This is a genomic window from uncultured Schumannella sp. (assembly GCF_905479755.1).
Classification (GTDB): domain Bacteria; phylum Actinomycetota; class Actinomycetes; order Actinomycetales; family Microbacteriaceae; genus DCRR01.
Window position 1 is genome coordinate 22,012 of record NZ_CAJQNT010000014.1, and the last position, 21,218, is coordinate 43,229.

Genomic DNA, 21,218 nt, shown 5'->3' on the forward strand with positions numbered 1-21,218 from the left:
CATCGGTTCTGCCGACAGAGAACCTGGCGGCGAGCCGGCCCGGGCATCGAATACGCTGACCTCGTGGACATTCGCATCGGTATCGCCAACACTGCCCGCGAGCTCAGCTTCGAGACCTCGCAGAGCCCCGCCGAGATCGAGAAGCTCGTCGCCGACGCTCTCGAGTCTGAGGCGAAGTTCATCAAGCTGACCGACGACAAGGGCAAGGTCTACATCGTGCCGAGCACCGCGTTCAGCTACCTCGAACTCGGTCCGGCCGAAAGCCGCCGCGTCGGATTCGTCGCCTAGGTCACGCCGTGGAGTTCGTCTTCGTCGTCGTCATCGCCGCGAGCCTGGGTGCCATCGTGCGCTACGTGATTCCCGGGCGCGCCTCGTACGGCTCCGCATTGCTTCCCGCGATCGCCGCCGCCGTCACCGCGACGGTCTGGGTGGGCCTGGTCTGGCTCGGCTGGACCTTCGACGGCGGCTGGATCTGGGTGGTCTCGCTCGTCGCCGGACCCGCCGCGGCGATCGCCGCCGCGATCACGCTCCCGCGGGCCCGCGCTCACGCCGACGCGCAACTGCTGCACCAACTCTCCGACGGCCGCGCGTAACCCGCACCCCTCCTCGGCCTTCGCCTCCCCGGGCGAGTGCGGGGGCGTCAGGCGGTGAGGCCGAGGGCGTCCATGCGGCGGGTGTGCGCGGCGACGAGCTCGGTGAAGACCGGCTCGATGCGCTCCTCGCCTGGCATGACACCGTCGATCTCGAGCGCCTCGCGCGCCACCAGCATCGTGTCGCCGACCAGGCGGCGGCCCCACATCGCCAGGCGGGATGCGAGACGCGGGCTCGCATCGACACCGGAACGCAGCAGTTCGACAAGAACCGCCTCGCCGACCGTCACGCGCGCCAGGATCTCCGAGACCCGTGCCCGCAGATCGCGCGGCAGTCCCCCCGCGAGCCCCGCCGAGAAGTCGGTCAGGAAGCCCTGCGTCAGATAGCAGGTGACGAGGATCTCGTGCCAGTCGGCGCCCTGCGTGCGGCGCTGGAAGTCATCGAGTTCGAGGCGGTAGGGCTCCATCGCCGCCACCGGATCGTGCCCGATCGCACGCAGTTCGTTCACCACGGCCTCGTGCGCGTCGCCCATCTCTCCGGCGGCGCGCGTCAGCTCGCTCTTTCCCTCGGTCGTCGGCGTCGCCATGACGGCGCGACCCAGGTTCTCGAAGAGCACGAGCGTCAGGTATCCGAGTCGACCCAGGTAGACCACGGGCTCGGGAGTGAGGGCGGCGAGTTCGACGCGCGCGACCTGGACCGCCTCCGTGCGCGAGCCGAGCGGCGACGCATTGGGACGCGGCCTTGATCGTCGAAACCAGCGCAACACGACGTCCAGACTACTCGCGTCTCAGGTCCCGGTAGACTGGGGGACAATTCACCACTCAGACGGGTATTCCTTGACTTTCTCCGATCTCTCGATCGACCAGGACATGGTCGACGCACTCGCCGAGAAGGGCATCATTGAGCCCTTCCCCATCCAGACGCAGACGATTCCGCTCGCCCTCACCGGCCAGGACATCATCGGTCAAGCAAAAACGGGTACCGGCAAGACTTTCGGCTTCGGCCTCCCCCTCATCCAGGCGCTCGGCACCAGCCCCGAGCCCGGCGTCCAGGCGCTCGTCGTCGTCCCCACGCGCGAACTCTGCGTGCAGGTCGCCGAAGACCTCGAACTCGCCACCTCGAAGCGCGACACGAAGGTCGTCGCGATCTACGGCGGCAAGGCCTACGAAGGTCAGATCGAGCAGATCAAGGCCGGCGCGCAGATCGTCGTCGGCACGCCCGGTCGCCTTCTCGACCTCGCCGGCCAGCGCCTGCTGAGTCTCGCGAACGTCAAGGTCATGGTGCTCGACGAGGCCGACAAGATGCTCGACCTGGGCTTCCTTCCGGATGTCGAGAAGCTGTTTGCTCAGACTTCACCCACCCGGCACACGATGCTGTTCTCGGCCACCATGCCGGGCCCCGTCGTGACGCTCGCGCGCCGCTTCATGAACCGCCCGATCCACATCCGGGCGACGGATCCCGACGAAGGTCAGATCCAGGCGAACATCAAGCACGTCATCTACCGCGCGCACTCGCTCGACAAGGACGAGGTCATCGCACGCATCCTGCAGGCCGAAGGTCGCGGCAAGACGGTCGTGTTCACGCGCACCAAGCGCGCCGCCGCCAAGCTGGTCGAAGAACTCAACGACCGCGGATTCAACGCCGGGGCCGTGCACGGTGACATGAGCCAGGAGGCGCGCGAGCGCTCCATGGCGGCGTTCAAGGCCGGCAAGAAGGACGTCCTGATCGCGACCGATGTCGCCGCCCGCGGCATCGACGTCGATGATGTGACCCACGTCATCAACCACACGATCCCCGACGACGACAAGACCTATCTGCACCGCGCGGGCCGCACCGGCCGCGCCGGGAAAACCGGCATCGCCGTCACTTTCGTCGACTGGGATGACCTGCACAAGTGGGCGCTCATCAACCGCGCCCTCGAGTTCGGGCAGCCGGAGCCGACCGAGACCTACTCGTCGAGCCCGCACCTGTTCGCCGACATGAACATCCCGGAAGGCTCGAAGGGGCGCCTCAAGCCCTCCCCCGCCGCACCGCACCGCGAGAAGCCCCCGGCATCCCGCGACGGCGGACGCTCGCGCCAGCGCACCCGCTCCGGCGGATCCGGCAGCGCGAGCACCGGCCCGGCGAGCACGCCGCACGAGGCGCACGCGGAGGGCAGCGGAACGCATGACGGCGCGACGCCGGCCCGGCGCAAGCGCACCCGTCGTCGTCGACCCAGTGGCGGCCAGGGCGGCGCCCCCACGCCTCCCACGGCGTAGCGCGGGTCGACGCGCCGCGCGGTCGGCGCTGCCTCGTTCGGGCTAGCCGCCGAATGGCGAGCTGCCGCGCCCAGCGGCGAGGATCCGCTCGTACACCTCGAGCGAGGTCGTGTTCTCGGCGAGCCGATTCGGCTTGCCCTCGCCGTGGTAGTCGCTCGACCCCGTGACGAACAGGTCGTAGCGTTCGGCAAGCTCCCGAAGTCGCTGCTTGCCGTCGTCGGTGTTCTCCCGGTGCTCCACCTCGAGCCCGGCGAGTCCCGCGTCGACCAGTTCGGCGATCGCTCGCTCCGAGAGCACCCCGTCGCGCCCGTGCGTTGCCGGATGCGCGAGCACCGGCACGCCGCCCGCCGCCCGGATGAGGCGCACACCGTCGAGCGGCGTCGGCGCGTAGTGCGGTTCGCTGTAGCCCGCGCGCGGGTGCAGAATCCCCCCGAACGCCTCACCGCGGTCGGCGACATGCCCGCGCGCCACCAAGGCGTCGGCGATGTGCGGCCGGCCGATCGTCGCGCCGGTCGCGGAGTGCTCCAGCACGTCATCCCAGGAGAGGTCATAGTCGCGCGCGATGCGCTCCACGATGCGCTCGGCGCGCGTCAGCCGGTCATCGCGGATGCGTCCCGTCTCGCGCAGCAGGGCCGGATTCTCCGGGTCGACCAGGTAGGCGAGGACGTGGACGGAGCGCCAGTCGAGGCGCGTCGAGAACTCCATCCCCGGCACCACCACGAGCGAGGTGCCGACGACCGCGCGGCGCGCCTCGTCCCAGCCCGCCGTCGAGTCATGGTCGGTGAGCGCGACGACGTCGAGACCGCCCGCGATCGCAGCCTCGACCAGTTCGCTCGGCGACTCGGTGCCGTCCGACACGCGTGAGTGCGTATGCAGATCGATCGGCCCGGGCATCCTCACATCGTAGGCTTGCCGCGACATGATTCGCCGCGCCCTCGCCACCCTCCTCGCCGTGGGTCTCGCCCTCTTCCTCCTCGTCGGTAGCTGGCCGCAGCTCTTCGGCGTGCATCGCACCCTGGTGTTCGCGGAGCTGACCGCGATGCGCGGGCTGCTGGTGGCGGTGGCGCTCGTGGCGATCATGTTCCTGATCGTGATCGCGCTCGTCTCGCAACCACTGAGGCGCATCAGCGCCGTGCTCGCGCTCGTGCTGTTCGGGGTGGTGGCCCTCAACCTCGCGGTGCTCTCGACGCGCGGCTTCGGCGACCCCGCGTTTCAGGAGAAGGCGCCCGCCGATCTGACCGTCTTCACCTGGAACACCCTCGGCGATGCGCCCGGCGCGGGGGTGATCGCCGAGTTCGCGCTCGAACACGAGGTCGACATCCTCGCGCTCCCGGAGACGAGCCGCGAGGCCGCCGACGAGATCGCGGCGCGGATGGGTCAGGGCGGGGTGTCGATGCAGGTCTTCGTGATCGCCCTCGACGAGTTGAAGTCGCGCTCGACCGCGCTCCTGGTGAGCGACGGACTCGGCACCTACCGCCTCGACGAGACCGCGGGCAGCACCCCGTATCTTCCGAGCGTGACCGCGGTGCCGACCGACGGCAGCGGGCCGACGATCATCGCGGCGCATCCGGTCGCCCCGATTCCCGGCTACATCGACGACTGGGAGCCGGGGCTCGAGTGGCTCGCCGAGTCGTGCCGCGGCGGGAACGTCATCCTCGCGGGCGACCTGAACTCGACCCTCGATCACTACCAGGGGCTCGCGGATGACGGGGCCGCGCTCGGCACCTGCTTCGACGGTGCGAAACAGACCGGCAATGCGGCGCTCGGCACCTGGCCCTCGCAACTGCCCGAACTGCTGAGCGCGCCGATCGACCACGTCATGGCGACATCGGAGTGGGAGTTCGTCGGGTTCCGCGTCGTGGGCGCGCTCGACGGGCTCGGCAGCGATCATCGCGCCGTCCTGGCGCAGCTTCGCCCCGTCGGCTGAGCCGAATCCGCCGCCCGGTGCGAGAATGGGCGCATGAGCAAGTCGACGACGCAGGGCACTCCGAAAACGGCCAACCGCTCCACCACGCCCGGTTCGGACCGCTTCAAGGAGTTCATCTCCGGCAGCTGGGCGGAACGCGCGGATACCGCTGCCGCCCCGCGCGAGTCGGCTCCGTTCGCGGCGGCCCGGCGGGCGCGCATCTCGGTGCAGTTCCCCGGCCAACGCCTCATCATTCCGGCCGGCCCGGCTCGCGTCCGCTCCAATGACACCGACTACCCGTACCGCGCCCACAGCGCCTTCTCGCACCTCACCGGCTGGGGAAGCGACGCCGTGCCGGACAGTGTGCTCGTGCTCGAGCCCGTCGGTCCGGCGCACGAGGCCGTGCTGTACTTCCGGCCGAGCGCGGGGCGCGACTCCGACGAGTTCTACGCGAACGCGGCGATCGGCGAGTTCTGGACCGGCGCGCGCCCCTCGCTCGACGACGTCGCCGCCGACCTCGGACTCGCCACCCGCGCGCTCACCGAGTTCTCGGCCGTGCTGGAGAGCGGCGACGCGACGACCCTCATCGTGCGCGACGCCGACGACGCGCTCACCGACCAGCTCGACGGCCGCCGCCTGCTGGCCGCCTCGTCCGACCTGCTCGAGGTCGAGACCGACCCCGACACCGAATTCGCCCGCGCCCTGAGCGAGCTGCGTCTCGTCAAGGATGCCTGGGAGATCCGGCAGATGCGCGACGCCGTCGCCGCGACCAAGCTCGGCTTCGACGACGTCATCGCCGACCTCCCCCAGGTGCTGGCGCATCGCCGCGGTGAGCGGCTGGTCGAAGGCACCTTCAACCGGCGCGCCCGCGCCGAAGGCAACGCCGTCGGCTACGACACGATCGCCGCGAGCGGTCCGCACGCGTGCATCCTGCACTGGACCCGCAATGACGGCGCCGTAGAGCCGGGCGACCTGATGCTGATCGATGCGGGCATCGAACTCGACTCGCTGTACACGGCCGACATCACACGCACCCTCCCGGTGAGCGGCACCTTCACCGAGGTGCAGCGCCGCGTGTATGAAGCGGTGCTCGAGGCGGCCGATGCAGCCTTCGCGGTGGTGCGGCCGGGCATCCGCTTCCGCGAGGTGCACGCCGCGGCGATGCAGGTCATCGCTCGGAAGACCGCCGAGTGGGGCTTTCTGCCGGTGAGCGCCGAGGAGTCGCTCGAGCCGGACGCGCAGTTCCACCGCCGGTACATGGTGCACGGCACTTCGCACCACCTCGGCATGGATGTGCACGACTGCGCACAGGCGCGTCGCGAGCTCTACCTCGACGGCGTGCTCGAGCCCGGGATGGTGTTCACGATCGAGCCGGGCCTGTACTTCCAGCCGGACGATCTGACGGTGCCGGAGGAATTCCGCGGCATCGGCGTGCGGATCGAAGACGACGTGCTGGTGACCGCAGAGGGCTGCGAAAGCCTGTCGGCGGGCATCCCGCGCACCGTCGCCGAGGTGGAGGCGTGGCTCGCCGGGCGGTGACGCCTAGTCTTCGACCGGCCGCGCGAGCACGTCGCGCGCCTTGAGGAGGAGAGTCGGGTCGACGATCACGTCGTAGCTCTCGGCGAGCACCTGCGACGTCGACTGGAAGTCGCGGCTGCGGCGCGAGACCGCGTAACCGGCCAGTCGGAAGAACATGCCGAAGGCGGCACCGATCAGAATTGCGGCCCCGAACAGCCCCCAGTTGATGGTCGGCTGCACGAAGGTGAACAGCAGCCCGAGGAACAGCCCGAACCAGGCACCGCTCAGCGCGCCTTCGAGCGCCGCACGATTCCAGGACAGCTTGCGGGTGACGCGCTCGACCGTCTTCAGGTCATTGCCGACGATCGCCAGCTTGGCGACCGGGAAATCCGCCTTGGCCAGGTGATCCACCGTGCGCTGCGCCTCGGCATAGGTCGCATAGCTTCCGACGACCTCGCCGTGCGGGACGGAGACATCGACGGTGCGACGGCGGAATGGTCCGGTGTTGGTCACCACGGAATTCTCCCATACGGCGAGTAGGGTTTGACCGTGAGCGCCACGAGAGTCTTCGTTGCCCGTTTGGCCGGGTGCTCCGTTTTCGACCCCGCGGGCGACCGCGTCGGCAAGGTGCGCGACGTGATCGTGGTCTACCGCAAGTCGGATGCGCCGAGCGTCGTCGGTCTGCTCGTCGAGATCCCCGGAAAGAGGCGCGTGTTCGTCTCGATCGGGCGCGTCACGAGCATCGGCTCGGGCCAGATCATCACCACGGGGCTGTTCAACCTGCGCCGCTTCGAGCAGCGCGGCGGCGAGGTGCGCGTGATCGCCGAACTGCTGGGTCGTCGGATGGTGCTGCGCGACGGCTCGGGTGAGGCCACGATCGAGGACGTCGCGATCGAAGAGAGCGCACCGGCGGAGTGGTCGGTCGGCGACCTGTTCCTGCGTCGCCCCCCGACAACCCCGTTCGGCAAGGGGGCCACCGTGTTCGCCACCTGGGATCAGGTGCGCGAGAAGAACGCGCCGGGCGAATCCCAGTCCGCCGAGCAGCTGATCGCCACCTACTCGGATCTGCGCCCCGCCGACCTCGCGAACACTCTGCTCGACCTGCCCGAGGATCGCCGGCTCGAGGTCGCCGAGGAACTGCCCGACGAACGGCTCGCCGACGCGCTCGAGGAGATGCCCGAGCAGGAACAGGTCGAACTGATCAGCCGGCTCGACGACGAACGCGCCGCCGAGGTGCTCGACCAGATGGAGCCCGACGACGCGGCCGACCTGATCGCTCAGCTCTCCGCCGAGAAGGGCGAGGCCCTGCTGCAGCTGATGCAGCCGGACGAGGCCGAGGACGTCCGGTTCCTGCTCTCCTACGACCCGGAGACCGCCGGTGGCCTCATGACGACCGAGCCGATCATCGTCTCGGCCGACGCCACCGTGGCCGAGGGGCTCGCCCTCATCCGCCGCCACGAGCTGGCTCCCGCGCTGGGCGCCGCGATCTGCGTGACGCTCCCGCCCTACGAACCGCCCACCGGGCGTTTCCTCGGCATGGTGCACTTCCAGCGGATGCTCCGCTACCCGCCGCATGAGCGCCTCGGCACGATCCTCGACCAGGGTCTCGAGCCCGTGACGCCCGAGACGAGCGCCGCCGAGGTGTCGCGCCGGCTCGCGAGCTACGACCTGGTCTCGCTGCCCGTCGTCGACGACAAACACCGACTTGTCGGGGTGGTGACCATTGATGACGTCCTCGACTATTTGCTGCCCGACGACTGGCGAAGTTCGGACGACGATCGCCCCCCGGTGACCGAGCCCAGCACCCCCACCGCCACGATCGCGACCCGAGCAAGGAGGACGCCGTATGGCTCGCGCTGACCGCCGCGATAGCGTCCGCCTCGACGCCCCCAAGGGCCTGCGCACCCCGTTCGTGCCCCGGTGGCAGGGCCGCGACCGCTTCGGGCGCTTCACCGAGGCGATCGCCCGCGGCATGGGAACACCCTGGTTCCTGCTGGTGCTCTCGATCTTCGTCGCCGCATGGATGACCTACAACTCGCTCGCCGAGGCGAACGACTGGTGGCGCTTCGACTCGCAAGCGCTCGGGTTCACGGTGCTGACGCTCATCCTGTCGCTCCAGGCCTCGTATGCCGCGCCGCTCATCCTGCTCGCCCAGAACCGCCAGGATGACCGGGACCGCGTGCAGATTGAACAGGACCGTCAGCGCGCCGAGCGCAATCTCGCCGACACCGAGTACCTGGCGCGCGAGGTCGTCGCCCTGCGCCTGGCGATCAAGGACATGGCGACCAAGGACTTCATCCGCGCGGAACTCCGTTCGCTGTTGGAGGAGCTCGACGCCGATCGCGAGGAGTCGCGTGAGCGCTGAGCTCACCGACGCGGTGCGGCGCGCCCTAGCGCGCGTGCAGGACCCGGAGATCCGTCGCCCGATCACCGACCTCGATATGGTGCGTGGCGTCTCGGTCGACGGCGGCACCGCCCGCGTCGAGGTGCGTCTGACGATCGTCGGATGCCCCGCCGCCGACACGATCGAACGTGACGTGCGCGAAGCGGTGCTCTCGGTCGAGGGCGTCGAGTCGATCGAGCTCGACCTCGGCGTCATGACGGTGGCCGAGCGCGAGGCGCTCACGACGAGGCTGCGCGGCTCGCGGGCGATGCCGTTCGGGCCCGACTCCCTCACGCGCATCATCGCCGTCTCCAGTGGCAAGGGCGGCGTCGGCAAGTCGACGCTCACCGCCAACCTTGCCGTCGCGCTCGCGGCCGAGGGGTTGCGGGTCGGGTTGATCGATGCCGACGTGTTCGGGTTTTCGATTCCCGGCATCCTGGGAATCGCCGGCGCAAAGCCCACCCAGGTGGGCGAGATGATCCTGCCGCCGGTCGCGCACGACGTGAAAGTGATTTCGATCGGCATGTTCGTCGAGCCGTCGACCGCCGTCTCGTGGCGCGGTCCGTTGCTGCACCGCACGATTCAACAGTTCTTGACCGACGTGTTCTTCGGCGATCTGGATGTGTTGGTGCTCGACCTGCCGCCCGGCACGGGCGACGTCGCGATCTCGCTCGGGCAGCTGCTGCCGCACGCGGAGGTGCTCGTCGTGACGACACCGCAGCCCGCCGCCGCGGAGGTGGCCGAACGCAGCGGCCTCGTCGCGCGGCAGACCGGGCAGACCGTGATCGGCGTCGTCGAGAATATGGCGGGGCTCGTGCAGCCGGATGGCAGCGTGCTCGACGTGTTCGGCACCGGCGGGGGCGCGGATCTCGCCGCACGGCTCGACGTGCCGGTGCTGGCGAGCATCCCGTTGAGCGTGGAGCTGCGGCGCGACGGTGACGAGGGCGAGCCGGTCGTGCTCGCGCATCCGGAGGACCCGGCGGCGCGCGCGATCTCGGAGCTGGCCCAGAAGCTGGCGCGACGCGGGCGTGGCCTGGCGGGGCGGAAGCTTCCGGTCAGCTCGCGCTAGCGGGTCGTCGGTGAGCGGGCCGGTTCAGACGCGGCGGGTCGGCACGTGACGGTAGCCGTCTCGAGCGGTCGTGGTGAGCGTGGCGGCGATCGCGGCGACAGCGATCGCGGCGACGAGGATCAAGGTGGTCATGCGTCTATTTGAGCGCGTGAGTTGATGTAGCACAATCGAATCTTTCTTTAGTAATGATTTAGCATCACTACATGGATATCCATCGTCTCGCCGTGCTCCGAGAGCTCGCCGAACGCGGCAGCGTCACCGCCGTCGCCCAGGCGCTCGCCCTCACCCCCTCGGCCGTGTCACAGCAGCTGAAGATCCTCGAGCGCGAAGCCGGACTCCCCCTCACCGAGCGCTCCGGGCGCGGCCTCGCCCTGACGCCCGCCGGCCGGGTGCTCGCCGAACGCGCCATCGACGTGGCCGTCGCCCTGCAGCGCGTCGAGTCCAGCTGGGAGGAGTACCGCGACTCCCCCCGCGGCGAGGTGTCGATCTCGACCTTCCCCACCGGCGGCATGATGTTGCTCCCGGGCCTGTTGACCCGACTGCGCGAAACCCCGGGTCTGCGCGTCGCCGTCACCGACCAAGACCCCAACCAGCCCGACTTCGCCGAACTCACCGCCCGCTACGACGTCGTGCTCGCCGACTCCGGCGGGGTGACGGCGAGTTGGCGCGAACGGCGCCTGGAGGCGGTCGAGCTGATGCGCGAGCCGCTCGATGTCGCACTGCCGGAAGGGCATCCGCTCGCCGCACGGGTCTCCCTCTCGCCCGACGATGTCATCAGTGAGCCCTGGATCGGCGTCCCCGTCGACTTCCCCTTCGACCGCATCCTCACCGATCTCGAATCGCTCACCGGGAGACCCGCCGATGTCGTCCAGCGCATCGGCGACAACGGAATCGTCGAAGAACTCGTCGCGGCCGGCCACGGCCTGGCGATCCTGCCGCGCTACACGACGCGGGACCACGGCAACGGTCTGGTGACAAGACCGTTGCGCGGGATGCGCTCCGAGCGCGTGATCTGGGCGCTCATGCGCCCCGACATCGCCGTCCGCCCCTCGGTGCGACTCGTCGTGGATGCGCTGCGCGCGGAGGCCACCGCCTTCGTCGCCGCCCGCTCCTAGTGTGACGTTTCTCCGGAGATTCTGGCTCAGGACGCGGCGCGCGGGGCGTTAGCGGGGCTCGACGAGGCGCGCGAGCAGCTCGATGAGCAGCCGCTCGGCGAGCGGCGCCGGCAGCGCCTCGATCGCCGCGATGAGCGGGGCGAACTCCTCGGGCAGCGCACCGGATCCGTTGATGCCGAAGCCGACGAGCAGCGCCGCCGCGGTGTCGGAGTCGGGCATCCCCGGAAGCGGAGGAAGCGCGCCGAGCAGCCCGCTGATGTCCGGCCGAGGCACACCGCGCACCGCATCCGCCGACCGCACCAGAGCGGGCTGCAGCTCGTCGAGCACCGACGCGGTCACGGGCGTGATCGTGAGGTGCGTCGTGTGCGGCAGGAGTGATCCATCCGTCTGCGTCAGCCCCGGCTGGGTCTGCAGAATCCAGCCCTCGCGCTTCGCCGCGTCCGCCCAGACGTGCGGGTCGACCCGTCGCTCCGCCGGAAGCGCGTCATCGGTCGCGACCGCGAACAGCGGGCCGGTCGGCTCGCCCACGATGCGCAGCCCCTCGATGCCGTCGATCGTCGCGCGGAGGGCGAGCGTCGCCGCCCGCGTCTGCTCGGCCAGCTCGGCGAAGCCCTCGCGCCCGAGTGCGTGCACGATCGCCCACGCGGCCGCGAGCGGTCCGCCCGACTTCGACCCCAACAGGGTCGAGTTGACGACCGGATACCCGGGCCAGCGGGCCGTCGCGAAGTACTGCAGGCGTTGGCGGTCGCGGCCCCGCTGCAGCAGTACCGAGGCGCCCTTGGGCGCGTAGCCGTACTTGTGCAGGTCGGCGCTGATGCTCGTGACGCCCGGAACCCGGAAATCCCAGTCCGGCAGCTCGGGCCAGAACGGGAGCGCCAGGCCGCCGATGCACGCATCGACGTGCACCGGGATGCCCTGCGCCGACGCCGCGGACGCCACCTCGACGACCGGGTCGAGTCCCGCATGCGGATACGACGGAGCCGAGACGACGACAAGCGCCACGTCGTCGCCGAGTCGCGCGACGAGTTCCGAGGCGGCGACGACACCGCTCGGCAGCACCGGCGCGAGATCCAGTTCGAGACCGAAGTAGTGCGCCGCCTTCTGGAACGCCGCATGCACCGTCACCGGGGCAACCAGACGTGGGCGCGCGGTGCCGGGTTCCGCCCCGCGGACGGCGAGCCAGGCATCCCGCGCGGTCTTAACCGCCAGGAGGCAGCTCTCGGTGCCACCGCTCGTGACGGTGCCCACCACGTCGTCGCCCCCGTTCAGCAGCTCCCGCGTGAACGCGATGAGTTCGCGCTCCAACACCGCCACCGATCCGAAGGTGGTCGGGTCGAGGCCGTTGACCGGTTGCATCATGCGCACCGCTTCGGCGGCGAGCGCATCCAGTTCGGCGACCCCCGGGTCGTAGACGTAGCTCAGCACGTGCCCGCCGTGGGTCGGGGCGTCGGCGTCGCGAAGCGCGCCGAGGCGCGCCAGGATCGACTCGCTGGATTCGGCGAAGCGCATCAGGTGGTTCCCCCGCTCGCCGGGACGACGGGGGCCGTCGCCTCGTCGATGTCGATCTTGCGCAGCGGGTAGCGCCGCAGTGTGATGAGGCTCGCCAGGATGAGCGCGGCGGGGACGATGCTGAAGCTGATGACGATGCCGAGCACGGCGGATGCGGACTGCTCGACATCGACCGCGGCGGTCGACTCGAGGTAGCCGGTCACCGTCAAGATGATCGCCAGCACGGTCGTGCCGAGCGCCATTCCGGTGGTCTCCCCCGCCGTCCACACGCCGCTGAAGGTCCCGGCGCGGCCTGGGCCGTGGCGCCGCGCATCGACCGCCACGACGTCGGGAAGCATGGCGAGCGGGAGCGACTGCATGCCCGCGTAGGCGGCGCCCGCGAGCGCGACCGGGCCGTACACCCACGATCCGGGGAACCACGCCAGCGCCACCATCGCGAGCGCCGCGATGCCGTACAGGACGGAGGCGATCGCGAAGGCGCGCTCCTTGCCGATCCGATGCGCGATCGTGCCCCAGATGGGCGCAAACACGAGCGCGGGCGCGATCAGCGCGAGGAAGATGAAGGTCACCGCGTCCTCGTCGAACAGCACGTAGCGCGCCACATACTGGGCGCCGGCGAGCATGATTCCCGTCGCCAGGGCCTGCAGCACGAAGGTGATCAGCAGCGCGCGGAACGGCTGGCTCGTGCGCAACGTCCGCACCCCACGGCGATAGTGTTCGCCCAGACTCTCGCGCGGCGCGGCAAGACCGGCCACCGGCTCCGACATCGGAGGACGCGGCGCCGCCCCGACGCGTGCCGCCTTCTCCACGGTCGACGTCACCAGGAACGATCCGCCGAGCACCAGACCCGCGACGACCGCCATGATCAGGTAGCCCAGGTGCGAGTCGTCTCCGCCGAGCGAGCGCAGCGCGGGGCCGCCGGCCCCGAACAGCAGAATCGCGAAGGTGAGCACGACGACGCGCGCCGACAGCAGTCGCGTCCGCGCGTTGTAGTCGGAGACGAGTTCCGCCGGCAGCGCGATGTACGGCACCTGGAACAGGCTGAACGCGGTCGCGGCGAGCACGAAGGCCAGGAATACCCAGATCGCGGATGCCCACGCCGGCAGCCCCGCCGGCACGGCGAAGGTCAGCACGAAGAAGATCGGGAGGAACACGGCGCCGATCACCATGAAGCGACGCCGGTAGCCGGTGGCCGCGATCTGGCGGTCGCTTCGCGCACCGATGATCGGATCGATCATCACGTCCCACACCTTGGCGAGGGTCACCAGGACGCCCGCGAGCAGGGCCGTCACCCCGAGGGTGTCCGTCAGGTAGTAGACGAGGACAAGACCCGGAAGAGTTCCGAAACCGCCGGTTCCGACCGAACCGAGCGCGTAGCGAGCGACAACGCCCGCTCTCAGCCCTTCGGTGCGCCGACCCCCGGTGCGCAAAGAAGATTCCATGAATCGATGCTACCCACCACAGGTGCGCACCGGTCACGCCGAGATGCATGCGACGTAGACTGCGCGCATGTCCGGAATCACCGCCGATCGGTCACGCCGCACCGCACCGCGCGCCCGCGCCGCCCTGACGGTCGAGACGATCGAGACTCTCGTCGCGGGGCTCGTCTCCGCCTCGGGGGGTCGCGTCGAGGTCATCGCACCGTTCACCGGAGAGCTCCTTCATCGCCTGCCGCACAACACAGCGGCCGATGTCGCCCGCGCCGCCGAGACCGCGCGGGCGGCGCAGCACGCCTGGGCGCGCACCAGCCCCGCCCACCGTCGCCGCGTGCTGCTGCGCGCACACGACCTCCTGCTCGAGCGCCGCGAACTGGTGCTCGACGCGATCCAGCTCGAGACCGGAAAATCGCGTGCCCAGGCTTTCGAAGAGCTCTTCAACGCCGCCGCCGCCACGCGCTACGCCGCCCTCGCCGCGCCGCGCGTGCTCGCGACCCGCCGTCGCCGCGCGGGCATCCCGCTCGTCATGGAATCGCGGGTGAGCTACCGACCCAAGGGCCTGGTCGGTGTCGTCACCCCCTGGAACTACCCGCCGAGCCTCACCGCCATGGACGTCGCGCCGGCGCTCGCCGCCGGAAACGCCGTCCTCCAGAAGGCGGATGACCAGGGCGCCCTGAGCGTCCTCGCCACCCGAGGCGCTTTCCTCGACGCGGGCCTCCCCGAGGCGCTCTGGGCGGTCGTTGCCGGACCCGGGACCGAGGTCGGGTCCGCGCTCGTCGCCGCATCCGACGTCGTCGCCTTCACCGGGTCGACCGCAACCGGGATCACGGTCGCGACCCAGGCCGCCGCGACCCTCACCCCGGTGTCGCTGGAACTCGGCGGCAAGAATCCGGTGATCGTGCTCGACGACGTCGATGTCGAGCGCGTCGCCGTGTCGGTCGCCCACGCCTGCTTCGCCGCCGCGGGGCAGTTGTGCGTGTCGGCCGAGCGCATCCTCGTGCACCGCGACGTCGCCGACCGCTTCATCCCCGCGCTCACCGCGGCGGTCGCGGGTCTGCGCCTCGGCAGCGCGCTCGACTTCTCGGTCGACTTCGGTTCGCTCACCTCCGCCGCGCAACTAGAGCGGGTGCGCGCCCACGTCGACGATGCCGTGGCTCACGGCGCCACGGTCCTGGCGGGCGGCGCACCCCGGCCCGAGCTCGGCCCCTACTTCTTCGCCCCGACGCTGCTCACCGGCGTCACCGACCAGATGGTGTGCGCGCGCGAAGAGACCTTCGGGCCGGTCGCCAGCATCGTGATCGTTGACGACGACGCGGCCGCCGTGCGGGCCGCCAACGACACGCGCTTCGGTCTCAACGCCTCGATCTTCTCGGGCTCGACGCGACGGGCGCGCCGACTGGCGGAACAGCTGCAGGCGGGAACCATCAACATCAACGAGGGTTACCGCGCCAGCTTTTCCGCGGTCGCCGCCCCCTCCGGCGGCGTCAAGCTCTCCGGGCTCGGTCGCCGCAACGGGCCCGAGGGTATCCTGCGTTACACCGACACGGTGCAGATCGCGCGCAGCACCGGGATCATTCCGCTCCCGCGCACCGGCGCCGAACATGCGCGGCTCGCGGGCGTGATGCTGCTCACGCTGCGGGCGCTGCGATTCATCCGGCGCCGCTGAGCCGCGCGGCGAAATCCCGCTAGGTCGCCTCGGAGTCGAAAGGCGCGGGTTTCCCGTTGCCGAGCTTCCGCTGCCGCTGCTCGTAGGCCGACTCACGGTTGCCGCGACGACGCGGCGCCGCCGCCATCGTCGCCGTCGCCGGCTTCATCGGTGCCGGATCATCCAGCAGCGCGTCACGAATGATGCGCCGCGGGTCGTACTGACGGGGGTCGAGCTTGGTCCAGTCGACCTCGTCGAACTCCGGGCCCATCTCTTCGCGCATCCGGTCCTTCGCGCCGTTGGCGAGATCGCGCAACGAACGCACCAGCCGCGCCAGCTGCGCCGCATAGCCCGGCAGCCGGTCGGGCCCGATGACGAAGACCGCGATCACCAGAATGATCAGCAGCTTGTCAAATGTCAGCCCGAACGACATGCGCTCATCCTATGCGGCCCCCGCTCGGTAGGGTGGGGCCGAAGGAGTCACGTGAACCACGATTTGAGCTGGAAGTTCGCGGAGGAGTTCGTTCCCGAGTCCCCCGCGATCACGCTCGCGCGCCAACACTCGCACGAACTCGGCATCGAGGCGGTCAGCCCCGGCGTCGCCGCCCAGTTGCGCGTGCTCGCCGCCGCGAGCGGCGCCCGCAGTATCCTCGAGATCGGCACCGGCGCGGGAGTCTCCGGACTCGCCCTGCTCGACGGCGCCCCCGAGGCGATCCTCACCACGATCGACGTGGAACCCGACCACCAGCAGAGCGCGCGCCAGAGCCTGCTGGCCGCGGGAATCCCCGCGAACCAGCTCCGGCTGATCGCCGGTCGCGCACTCGATGTGCTGCCGCGCATGAACGACGGCGCGTACGACCTCGTCGTCGTGGATGCCGACACGACATCGCTGCTCGCCTACGTCGAACACGCCCTGCGCATCGCACGCGCCGGCGGACTGGTGCTCGTGCCGCACGCGCTCTGGCGCGGCAAGGTCGCCGATCCCGTGCAGCGCGACGACACCGTCGCGGAGTTCCGAGCGCTCCTCGGCGCCATCGGGGAGAGCGAGACCCACACGGTCGCGCTCTCCACCTCAGGCGACGGATTGCTTCAGCTGGTCACCCGCGCGGGCTGACCCGCGCATCGAGTCGGCGGCGTCTAGGCCTCGCCGACGGCACCCACCAGGGCGTCACGAAGCTCTTTGGCTTCATCGTCGTTGACCGAGACGACAAGTCGCCCGCCACCCTCGAGCGGAACGCGCACAATAATGAGGCGTCCCTCCTTCACAGCCTCCATCGGGCCGTCACCGGTCCTCGGCTTCATGGCTGCCATGAGTAGTCCCCTTTCGATGGCGTTCTCCCATTATCCCGTATTCGAGGGACGCACGGTTAACGCGGGTGCTTACGGCGGAGTCCAATCGGCGCCATCCACCCACCAGCCGATGTAGGTCCAGCCCACCTGGAGCGCCACGAAGGCGAGAACGAGCAGGATGCGGTAGACCGGCGAGCGCGGAATCGCCAGCGCGCCAAGCCCCGGCGCGAGCGGCATCAGCAGACGGAACACGCTCGACTGCGGAAAGAAGACCGCCACCAGGTAGGCGACGTAGCTGACCAGCCAGAGCCGGAGATCCACGCCGAGTCGGCGCGCGATCGGCGTCACCAGGAAGATCGCGAACGCGGCGAGGGTGAGGATCACCAGGAGCGCGCCGAGCCAGCCGGCCGCGGAGCCCGGGATGCCGTTCCAGCGCAACCACCAGTCGGCCGCCTGGAACCACGGCTGGAACGGGACGAGGTGATCGCGCCCGACGTAGGCGACCCGCCACGCCAATTCGGTGTCGAGATACGCCGTCGGCGAGCCCGTGACGAGCGCCGCAATCCCGAGCCAGGCGAAGCCGAAGCCGACGCTCGCGAGACCCGCCGCAACGACGCGGATGCGCTCCCGCATCGGGAACGGATCCCGCGCGCGCGTGACGAAACGGTGGATCGCGTGCAACCCGAGCAGCAGCGCGAACGCGAGCGCGCCCGGCCGGGTGAATGCGAGGGTCGCGACCACCGGGATGATCAACAGGTAGCGGCGTTCGAGCAGCAGCAGCAGCGCCGCGAAGAGCAGGAACAGCTGCATCGACTCGGCGTAGGCGACCTGCAGAATCGGGCTGAGCGGCGCGACGCAGAACAGCACCGTGGCGAACAGCGCGCTCTCCGGGATCACGCGGTGCATCACCCGGTTGAACACGAGCGCGGCGCCGCCCGCGAACGCGACCGAGACCGCCACCGCGAGGATCTCGAACGGCAGCCCCGTGGCGATCATCAGCAGGCGCACGACGCCCGGGTAGGCCGGCAGGAACGCCCACGCGTTCTCGCCCACGAAACCGGCCGCGTCCAGCGGCAGCTCGGTCGGGTATCCGACCACGGCGATGATGTAGTACCAGTGGCCGTCCCAGATCCGGGCGAAGCTCGCGTAGTCGGGGGAGGCATCCGTCCAGGGATTCGCGGGCTGGATCGCTGCGAAGGCGAGCAGAATCGTCGTCGTCACCACGCGGGACGCGGCGAACACCGCCAGCACCTGGGCCCACCACGGCAGGCGTGCGAGCCGCAGCGGCAGGCTCAGTCGCGCGTGGTCAGCCATGCCCGCAGTCCGCGCTCGCAGCGCTCGATCTGCTCCACCGGGACGCGTTCATCGTCGGCGTGCGCGAGGCCCGGGTCGCCGGGGCCGTAGTTGACGGCGGAGATGCCGAGCGCCGAGAAGCGGGCCACGTCCGTCCAGCCGTACTTGGGACGCGCCTCGCCTCCGACCGCGGTGAGGAACCCCTGCGCGAGTGGCGCGTCGAGGCCCGGGCGGGCGCCCTCGGCGAGGTCGGCGACGACCACCTCGAACCCGTCGAAGAGCTCACGCACGCGCTCGACCGCCTCGGCGCCGGACTTGTTCGGCGCGAACCGGTAGTTGACGTGCACCGTGCACTCGTCGGGGATCACGTTGCCCGCCACCCCTCCCGCGATCTTCACGGCGTTCATACCCTCGCGGTAGTCGAGCCCGTCGACGCGGATCGTCTCCGGCTCGAAGGCCGCCAGTCGCGCCAGGATCGGAGCGGCGGCGTGAATCGCGTTCTCGCCCATCCAGGCGCGCGCCGAGTGAGCCCGGCGGCCGCGGGTGGTGACGTCGACGCGGAGGGTGCCGTTGCATCCGCCCTCCACCTCGCCGTTGGAAGGTTCGCCGAGGATCGCGAAATCGGCGGCCAGCAGCTCGGGATGCGTGCGCGCCAGTCGGCCCAGACCGTTCAGCTCCGCCTCGACCTCCTCGTGGTCGTACCAGACCCACGTGACGTCAACGCTCGGCGTGGTCAGCTCGGCGGCGAGGACGAGCGCGATCGCGCATCCGCCCTTCATGTCGACGGTGCCGCGACCCCACAGCGTGCCGTCCTCGTCGAGGCGGCTCGGCAGGTTGCCGTTGACCGGCACGGTGTCGAGGTGGCCGGCGATCACGGCGCGCTGCGCACGGCCGGCGTTCGTGCGGGCGATGATCGCGTCGCCGTCGCGGGTCACCTCGAGATGCGGAAAGGCGCGGAGCGCCGCTTCGACGGCGTCCGCGATCGCGGTCTCGTTGCCCGACACCGACTCGAGGTCGACGAGCGCTCGGGTGACGGCGACGCTGCCGGCCGCGAGGTCGAGGGCGGGGGCGTCAGTCACCGCACCAGCCTACCGAGCCGCGCCCGATACCCTGGAGGCATGAGCACAGCATGGGGTCACGGACTCGCCACCATCACCACCGACGGGACGATTCTGGACACCTGGTACCCCGCGCCGCACCTCGGCGAGGCCCCGGCCGGACTCGATCGCTACATCGCGCCGGTCGAGTTCGAGGACTGGCTCGGCGAGGACGAGCGCCGCGGCGTGCGCCTCGACTACGTGGCGACCTCGATCGATCTGGAGGCGCCTCCCGCGTCGACGCCGGATGCCTACTTGCGGCTGCACCTGCTCTCGCACCTGCTGGTGGCGCCGAACTCGCTCAACCTCGACGGCATTTTCGGGCACCTCCCGATCGTCGCGTGGACCACCGCGGGCCCGATGCTGCCCGCCGAGTACGCGCGCCGCCGCCCGCTCCTGCAGCGCGAAGGCATTTCGCTCCACGGCATCGACAAGTTCCCGCGCCTGGTCGACTACGTCGTCCCCGAGCGCGTGCGCATCGCGGATGCCTCCCGCGTCCGCCTGGGAGCCCACCTCGCGCCGGGAACCACCGTCATGCACGAGGGCTTCGTGAACTTCAACGCGGGCACGCTCGGCTCCTCCATGGTCGAGGGGCGCATTTCGCAGGGCGTCATCGTGGGCGATGGCTCCGATATCGGCGGCGGTGCCTCCATCATGGGCACGCTCTCCGGCGGCGGCACGCAGCGCGTCGCGATCGGCGAGCGTGCGCTGCTCGGCGCGAACTCGGGAATCGGCATCTCGATCGGCGACGACTCGGTCGTGGAGGCCGGGCTCTACGTGACGGCGGGCACCAAGGTCACGGTCTTGGTCGCCGGCGAAGAGCCGCGCGTGGTGAAGGCCGTCGAGCTTTCCGGCCAGCCGGGGCTGCTGTTCCGCCGCAACTCGGTCACCGGCGCCGTCGAGGTGCTGCCCCGCACGGGCTTCGGCGTCACCCTCAACGAACAGCTGCACGCCTAGCTCCGCCGCCCCGCGGTCGCCCCCCCCCCCCGCCGCCCGCCCGCCTGCCCGCCCGCCCGCTGCCGTTCACGAAATGCAGGAGATCCGTCGGGCCAGTGCGGAGTTCTCGGGCGCGACTCACGCCGCCGGGTCCGTCTTTCCTGCATTTCGTCGTGCGGGCGGGGTGATCGGCTCCTCCGCATCGCGCACATCTCGGCGGACTGCACGGATGCGCCCGCCGCCCCCACCGGCCGCGCCGCGCGCGCGAGCCTGTCGACATGGACCTCCGACGCGAAGTTGCCCTGCGCGGCGGCCTCGCGGCGACGCACGAGCTACTTCGGGCCGGCGCCACCGCGTACGACCTCCGCGCGGCGGTCACCGCGGGTGAGCTGGTCCGCATCCGGCAGGGCTGGTATGCGTTGCCGGGCACGTCTGCGGTGTTGGAGTCCGCCGTGCGCGTGGGCGGACGCGCGACCTGCGTCACGGCCGCGCGCGACCTCGGGCTGTGGGTGATCGACTCGCCGACCGTGCACGTGCGGATCTTCGCGCATGATGCGCGTCTGCGCCAGCCCGGCAACGCCCGCCAACGGCTCGCGCTCGAGGACGACAGCGTCTGCCGACACTGGGGGCCACGCGGAGTCGGCACCCGCTTTCGACTCAACGCGCCGGATGCTCTGGCCGACATGATCACCTGCCAGAGCCCCGAGCGCACGGTCGCCGCCGCCGAGAGCGCACTCCGCGCCGGGCTGCTCGCGGCGCGGGAGTGGGAGCAGCTCGTCTCGCGCGCACCGCAGCGACAGCAGCGCCTCCTCGGCGATGTCGACCCACGCACGGAGTCGATCATCGAGTCGATCACCCGCTTCCGCTTGCGGCGCCTCGGATTCCTCCCGGAACCGCAGGTCGACATCCCCGGCGTGGGCCGTGTCGACCTCGTGATCGGCAGAGTTGTGATCGAGCTCGACGGGTGGGAACATCACCACAGCCGCGAGTCCTTTGAGAACGATCGCCAGCGGGATGCGCGACTCACCGCCCGCGGATACCGCGTCCTGCGCTTCACCTATCGCGCCGTGATGCACCACTGGGCCGAGGTCCGCGACGCGATCATGGCCGCCGTCGCGGCCACGAACTAGCGCGACCGGGCCGCCGCCCGTCCGACCCGAGCCGCGACGCCT

Annotated in this window: 22 protein-coding genes; 13 read left to right on the plus strand and 9 right to left on the minus strand. The window is 70.5% G+C overall.

From position 1 onward, the window contains the following. The first annotated feature begins 63 nt into the window (after positions 1-63). Positions 64-288 carry a DUF3107 domain-containing protein gene (locus QZ258_RS04400; protein WP_294179330.1) on the plus strand — a complete coding sequence of 75 codons (225 nt, stop codon included), beginning with the start codon at positions 64-66 and terminating at the stop codon, positions 286-288. An 8-nt stretch (positions 289-296) separates the two neighbouring features. Continuing rightward, complete coding sequence (locus tag QZ258_RS04405; RefSeq protein ID WP_294179331.1) at positions 297-593, plus strand: hypothetical protein; 297 nt, start codon at positions 297-299, stop codon at positions 591-593. A gap of 47 nt (positions 594-640) precedes the next feature. On the opposite strand, the gene QZ258_RS04410 is transcribed toward QZ258_RS04405, so the two are convergent. Then, positions 641-1,357: a ferritin-like fold-containing protein gene (locus QZ258_RS04410; protein ID WP_294179332.1), complete on the minus strand. Its 717-nt coding sequence runs from the start codon at positions 1,355-1,357 to the stop codon at positions 641-643. A 70-nt stretch (positions 1,358-1,427) separates the two neighbouring features. Between QZ258_RS04410 and QZ258_RS04415 the strand changes: the two genes are divergently transcribed. Then, on the plus strand, positions 1,428-2,849 hold the full coding sequence (locus tag QZ258_RS04415; protein WP_294179334.1) for a DEAD/DEAH box helicase: 1,422 nt from the start codon (positions 1,428-1,430) through the stop codon (positions 2,847-2,849). 42 nt (positions 2,850-2,891) lie between these two features. On the opposite strand, the gene QZ258_RS04420 is transcribed toward QZ258_RS04415, so the two are convergent. Beyond that, the gene (locus QZ258_RS04420; RefSeq protein ID WP_294179335.1) at positions 2,892-3,743 is read right to left on the minus strand and encodes a PHP domain-containing protein; all 852 of its coding nucleotides are present in this window, start codon (positions 3,741-3,743) and stop codon (positions 2,892-2,894) included. 25 nt (positions 3,744-3,768) lie between these two features. Here QZ258_RS04420 and QZ258_RS04425 point away from each other — a divergent pair, with 25 nt between their 5' ends. Continuing rightward, positions 3,769-4,776, plus strand: a complete 1,008-nt coding sequence (locus tag QZ258_RS04425) for an endonuclease/exonuclease/phosphatase family protein (RefSeq protein WP_294179336.1) — start codon at positions 3,769-3,771, stop codon at positions 4,774-4,776. A 33-nt stretch (positions 4,777-4,809) separates the two neighbouring features. Beyond that, complete coding sequence (locus QZ258_RS04430) at positions 4,810-6,294, plus strand: aminopeptidase P family protein (RefSeq protein ID WP_294179337.1); 1,485 nt, start codon at positions 4,810-4,812, stop codon at positions 6,292-6,294. 3 nt (positions 6,295-6,297) lie between these two features. Here the strand turns inward: QZ258_RS04430 and QZ258_RS04435 are convergent, their stop codons facing one another. Further along, entirely contained in the window at positions 6,298-6,786 is a 489-nt protein-coding gene (locus QZ258_RS04435) for a general stress protein (protein WP_294179338.1), read from the minus strand. 36 nt (positions 6,787-6,822) lie between these two features. Here QZ258_RS04435 and QZ258_RS04440 point away from each other — a divergent pair, with 36 nt between their 5' ends. The 4 genes from QZ258_RS04440 to QZ258_RS04455 all read left to right on the plus strand — a co-directional run bounded on the left by QZ258_RS04440 (position 6,823) and on the right by QZ258_RS04455 (position 10,840). Then, positions 6,823-8,133 carry a magnesium transporter MgtE N-terminal domain-containing protein gene (locus tag QZ258_RS04440; RefSeq protein WP_294179339.1) on the plus strand — a complete coding sequence of 437 codons (1,311 nt, stop codon included), beginning with the start codon at positions 6,823-6,825 and terminating at the stop codon, positions 8,131-8,133. Further along, positions 8,120-8,638 carry a DUF1003 domain-containing protein gene (locus tag QZ258_RS04445; RefSeq protein WP_294179340.1) on the plus strand — a complete coding sequence of 173 codons (519 nt, stop codon included), beginning with the start codon at positions 8,120-8,122 and terminating at the stop codon, positions 8,636-8,638. The genes QZ258_RS04440 and QZ258_RS04445 overlap by 14 nt, the downstream gene beginning before the upstream one ends. Beyond that, a complete protein-coding gene (locus tag QZ258_RS04450; protein ID WP_294179341.1) occupies positions 8,628-9,725 on the plus strand; it encodes an Mrp/NBP35 family ATP-binding protein in 1,098 nt (365 codons plus the stop codon). Before QZ258_RS04445 ends, QZ258_RS04450 begins: the two co-directional genes overlap by 11 nt. Before the next feature lie 203 nt (positions 9,726-9,928). Continuing rightward, positions 9,929-10,840 carry a LysR family transcriptional regulator gene (locus tag QZ258_RS04455; RefSeq protein ID WP_294179342.1) on the plus strand — a complete coding sequence of 304 codons (912 nt, stop codon included), beginning with the start codon at positions 9,929-9,931 and terminating at the stop codon, positions 10,838-10,840. 48 nt (positions 10,841-10,888) lie between these two features. Here QZ258_RS04455 and QZ258_RS04460 read toward each other — a convergent pair whose 3' ends face one another. Together QZ258_RS04460 and QZ258_RS04465 are read right to left on the minus strand one after the other, a co-directional pair. Further along, entirely contained in the window at positions 10,889-12,349 is a 1,461-nt protein-coding gene (locus QZ258_RS04460; protein ID WP_294179343.1) for an aspartate aminotransferase family protein, read from the minus strand. Next, positions 12,349-13,791, minus strand: coding sequence for an MFS transporter (locus QZ258_RS04465; protein WP_294179344.1), 1,443 nt, complete (start codon positions 13,789-13,791; stop codon positions 12,349-12,351). The genes QZ258_RS04460 and QZ258_RS04465 overlap by 1 nt, the downstream gene beginning before the upstream one ends. A gap of 67 nt (positions 13,792-13,858) precedes the next feature. On the opposite strand from QZ258_RS04465, the gene QZ258_RS04470 reads away from it, so the two are divergent. After that, a complete protein-coding gene (locus QZ258_RS04470; RefSeq protein ID WP_294179346.1) occupies positions 13,859-15,451 on the plus strand; it encodes a succinic semialdehyde dehydrogenase in 1,593 nt (530 codons plus the stop codon). Between the two features lie 19 nt (positions 15,452-15,470). Here QZ258_RS04470 and QZ258_RS04475 read toward each other — a convergent pair whose 3' ends face one another. Beyond that, entirely contained in the window at positions 15,471-15,863 is a 393-nt protein-coding gene (locus QZ258_RS04475) for a sec-independent translocase (protein WP_294179348.1), read from the minus strand. A gap of 51 nt (positions 15,864-15,914) precedes the next feature. Between QZ258_RS04475 and QZ258_RS04480 the strand changes: the two genes are divergently transcribed. Next, positions 15,915-16,544, plus strand: coding sequence for an O-methyltransferase (locus QZ258_RS04480; RefSeq protein ID WP_294179350.1), 630 nt, complete (start codon positions 15,915-15,917; stop codon positions 16,542-16,544). Between the two features lie 23 nt (positions 16,545-16,567). On the opposite strand, the gene QZ258_RS04485 is transcribed toward QZ258_RS04480, so the two are convergent. From QZ258_RS04485 to dapE, 3 genes are all read right to left on the minus strand, one after another. Beyond that, positions 16,568-16,741, minus strand: a complete 174-nt coding sequence (locus tag QZ258_RS04485; RefSeq protein ID WP_294179352.1) for a DUF3117 domain-containing protein — start codon at positions 16,739-16,741, stop codon at positions 16,568-16,570. A gap of 69 nt (positions 16,742-16,810) precedes the next feature. Next, positions 16,811-18,034: a hypothetical protein gene (locus tag QZ258_RS04490; RefSeq protein ID WP_294179354.1), complete on the minus strand. Its 1,224-nt coding sequence runs from the start codon at positions 18,032-18,034 to the stop codon at positions 16,811-16,813. Further along, positions 18,013-19,092, minus strand: a complete 1,080-nt coding sequence (gene dapE / locus QZ258_RS04495; RefSeq protein ID WP_294179356.1) for a succinyl-diaminopimelate desuccinylase — start codon at positions 19,090-19,092, stop codon at positions 18,013-18,015. The genes QZ258_RS04490 and dapE overlap by 22 nt, the downstream gene beginning before the upstream one ends. A 39-nt stretch (positions 19,093-19,131) precedes the next feature. Here dapE and dapD point away from each other — a divergent pair, with 39 nt between their 5' ends. After that, on the plus strand, positions 19,132-20,067 hold the full coding sequence (dapD, locus tag QZ258_RS04500; protein ID WP_294179358.1) for a 2,3,4,5-tetrahydropyridine-2,6-dicarboxylate N-succinyltransferase: 936 nt from the start codon (positions 19,132-19,134) through the stop codon (positions 20,065-20,067). A gap of 257 nt (positions 20,068-20,324) precedes the next feature. Beyond that, complete coding sequence (locus tag QZ258_RS04505) at positions 20,325-21,176, plus strand: DUF559 domain-containing protein (RefSeq protein ID WP_294179360.1); 852 nt, start codon at positions 20,325-20,327, stop codon at positions 21,174-21,176. Positions 21,177-21,218 lie beyond the last annotated feature (42 nt).

Coding starts and splice junctions, on each gene's coding strand:
- QZ258_RS04425 (WP_294179336.1), top strand. CDS start 3,769: ATGATTCGCCGCGCCCTCGCCACCCTCCTCGCCGTGGGTCTCGCCCTC.
- QZ258_RS04470 (WP_294179346.1), top strand. CDS start 13,859: ATGTCCGGAATCACCGCCGATCGGTCACGCCGCACCGCACCGCGCGCC.
- dapD (WP_294179358.1), top strand. CDS start 19,132: ATGAGCACAGCATGGGGTCACGGACTCGCCACCATCACCACCGACGGG.
- QZ258_RS04475 (WP_294179348.1), bottom strand. CDS start 15,863: ATGTCGTTCGGGCTGACATTTGACAAGCTGCTGATCATTCTGGTGATC.
- QZ258_RS04490 (WP_294179354.1), bottom strand. CDS start 18,034: ATGGCTGACCACGCGCGACTGAGCCTGCCGCTGCGGCTCGCACGCCTG.
- QZ258_RS04455 (WP_294179342.1), top strand. CDS start 9,929: ATGGATATCCATCGTCTCGCCGTGCTCCGAGAGCTCGCCGAACGCGGC.
- QZ258_RS04430 (WP_294179337.1), top strand. CDS start 4,810: ATGAGCAAGTCGACGACGCAGGGCACTCCGAAAACGGCCAACCGCTCC.
- QZ258_RS04445 (WP_294179340.1), top strand. CDS start 8,120: ATGGCTCGCGCTGACCGCCGCGATAGCGTCCGCCTCGACGCCCCCAAG.
- QZ258_RS04465 (WP_294179344.1), bottom strand. CDS start 13,791: ATGGAATCTTCTTTGCGCACCGGGGGTCGGCGCACCGAAGGGCTGAGA.
- QZ258_RS04420 (WP_294179335.1), bottom strand. CDS start 3,743: ATGCCCGGGCCGATCGATCTGCATACGCACTCACGCGTGTCGGACGGC.
- QZ258_RS04485 (WP_294179352.1), bottom strand. CDS start 16,741: ATGGCAGCCATGAAGCCGAGGACCGGTGACGGCCCGATGGAGGCTGTG.
- QZ258_RS04460 (WP_294179343.1), bottom strand. CDS start 12,349: ATGCGCTTCGCCGAATCCAGCGAGTCGATCCTGGCGCGCCTCGGCGCG.
- QZ258_RS04505 (WP_294179360.1), top strand. CDS start 20,325: ATGGACCTCCGACGCGAAGTTGCCCTGCGCGGCGGCCTCGCGGCGACG.